The sequence below is a fragment of the Neisseria sicca 4320 genome (assembly GCF_000193735.1).
In the GTDB taxonomy this organism is placed as follows: Bacteria; Pseudomonadota; Gammaproteobacteria; order Burkholderiales; family Neisseriaceae; genus Neisseria; species Neisseria sicca_E.
This window is the reverse complement of record NZ_AEPF01000072.1, coordinates 1-2,153: the sequence shown is the minus strand read 5'-3', so window position 1 is coordinate 2,153 and position 2,153 is coordinate 1. Positions and strand designations below refer to the sequence as shown.

The 2,153-nt window shown below is 55.8% G+C and carries 2 protein-coding genes; one reads left to right on the top strand and one right to left on the bottom strand.

Annotation, left to right across the window (positions count from 1 at the left end):
* Positions 1 to 42 precede the first annotated feature (42 nt).
* Positions 43 to 735, bottom strand: coding sequence for a VIT1/CCC1 transporter family protein (locus NSCA4_RS0107255; protein WP_016687515.1), 693 nt, complete (start codon positions 733 to 735; stop codon positions 43 to 45).
* Between the two features lie 194 nt (positions 736 to 929).
* On the opposite strand from NSCA4_RS0107255, the gene NSCA4_RS0107250 reads away from it, so the two are divergent.
* Positions 930 to 2,153 (top strand): acyl-CoA dehydrogenase family protein (locus NSCA4_RS0107250; RefSeq protein ID WP_016687514.1); only part of this gene is annotated, 1,224 nt, incomplete at its 3' end.

Sequence of the window (2,153 nt, the reverse complement as noted above, 5' to 3'; positions counted from 1 at the left end):
TACTTTCCTCTTCATTGAGGCTGAGTTTTCAGACGACCTTGTTCAAACCGCCACGCCCGCCAGTTTGCCGATTATGCCCGTAACCGCTAACGCCGCTACGCCCCACAGGCACACGCGCAAGACAGCGGGAGCGACGGGTGCGCCACCGAGTTTGGCGGAGGCGTAACCCAACGCGGCGAGTCCGCATAAAGTGGTTGCCGCCAGCGTAGGGATAAGGGCGGTGGGGGCGGTCAGCGCGACCAGCAGCGGCAGTATGGCGCCGGCGCAGAACGAACCGGCGGAGGCAAGCGCAGCCTGCATGGGCTTGGCAGCGGAGGTTTCGGTGATGCCGATTTCGTCGCGTGCATGGGCGGAGAGCGCGTCGTGTTCCATCAATGCTTGCGCGACTTCGGCGGCAAGCGCGTCGGACAAACCGCGGCGGCGGTAGATCTCGGTCAGTTCTGCCAGTTCGGCAGCGGGGTTGGCTTCCAATTCGTAGCGTTCTTTGCGCAAGTCGGCTTTTTCTGTGTCCGACTGGCTGGATACGGAAACGTACTCTCCCGCCGCCATCGAAACTGCGCCGCCGATCAGGGCGGAAACGCCCGTCAGCAGCAGGGTTTGGAAATCGGGTGCGGCCGCCGCGACGCCCGTCAGCAGCGAGGCGGTGGAAATCAGGCCGTCGTTCGCGCCCAATACGCTCGCACGCAGCCAGTTGTTGCGGTTGCTGAAATGGCGTTCGTTGTGTTGTGAATACATGGCAGTGTTCCGATAGTGTTTTACGTTATGGTAGCACCGTATCGGCTTATCGGGGCGGCGTAAACGGTTGTTTGCAAGCTGAAAATTCGGTCATACTTGATAACAATTGTCGCTTATGCGGATTTGTGGTATAAATCGAAATTCTAGAAATTTAGCTCTAAACTCTAATAACCGCCGTTTTACAGAGAATCATGATGACACACACCGAATCAAGCGCGCAGCCGTCAACTATGGACACGGCTGCTTTTTTAAAGCACATCGAAACCGCATTCCGCCGCATTTTTTCAGACGACCTCAACCTCATGCAATACCTGCCTGAAGACAAATGGCTTGCCTTGAAGCAGGCGGGTTTGCTGTTGCCCTTCCTCGACAAAAAACACGGCGGCCGGAAGGGCAGTCAGTTTGAAATCCAAGAAGTCTTGCGGATTGCAGGGCATTACGGCGTACCCGTTACCCTGCGTACCGGCATCGAAGGCGCGCTGGTGTTGCAGCCTTTGCAGGAATTCGGCGACGAAGCGCAAATCGCGCAAGGGTTGGACATGATTTTCAAAGGCGAGGGCGGCGGTTTGGGCATTACCGAACCCGAAACCTCCGGCGCGGCAATCGCCCGCGAAATGCAGTCCTACTACGAATATACCGACGATCAAACCATTTACGTCAATGCCGCGAAATACTGGCAGGGCAACTCGCAAAGCGACTTCCTCCTTGTTGCCGCCAAAGAGCGCAAAAACGGCAAACTCTCCAAAGTCATCAACCTGCTGCTCGTTCCCAAAGAATACATCCGCTACGAAGCCCTCACATCCGAAGGTCTGCGCGCCGTCCGTTACGCCGTCAACCGCATTGACGCCGAAATGCCCGCCGCCGCCGTCATGAAACTCTCCCAGAGCGATGCCGCTGGCTTGCGCGCGTTCCAAAACATCTTTATCCGCAGCCGCCTGCAACTGATCGGCATGACGCACGGCATCATGGAATACATCCTTGAAAACTTGAACCAATACGTCCGCAACGACATCAAATTCGTCGATTACGAACGCCGCGAAATCCAACGCCGCCATCAGGTTTCCGAAATCCTTTACCGTTACGTCTGCCATTCCGTTTCGCCCGTTGCACCCGTCGCCCATCAATTGATGGAGGCAAACATCATCAAAACCCTCGCTACGGAATACACTTATGCCGCTGCGCAAATATTGCAAAAACTCTTAGGCGCGAAGGGTTTTGAACGCGGACACACCGCCAGCAACATCGCTATCGACATCCGCCCCTTTACAATTTTTGAAGGTCCGAACGATATGCTTTATGCCGAAATTTACGACCAGTTCGTCCGCGCCACAGCCGAAGAAAAAGAAGCAGGCATTAAGTTGGACAAAAACCAAACTCTGCTCGCCCGTCTGCAAACCGATGCACGCTTTGCCGCCGTT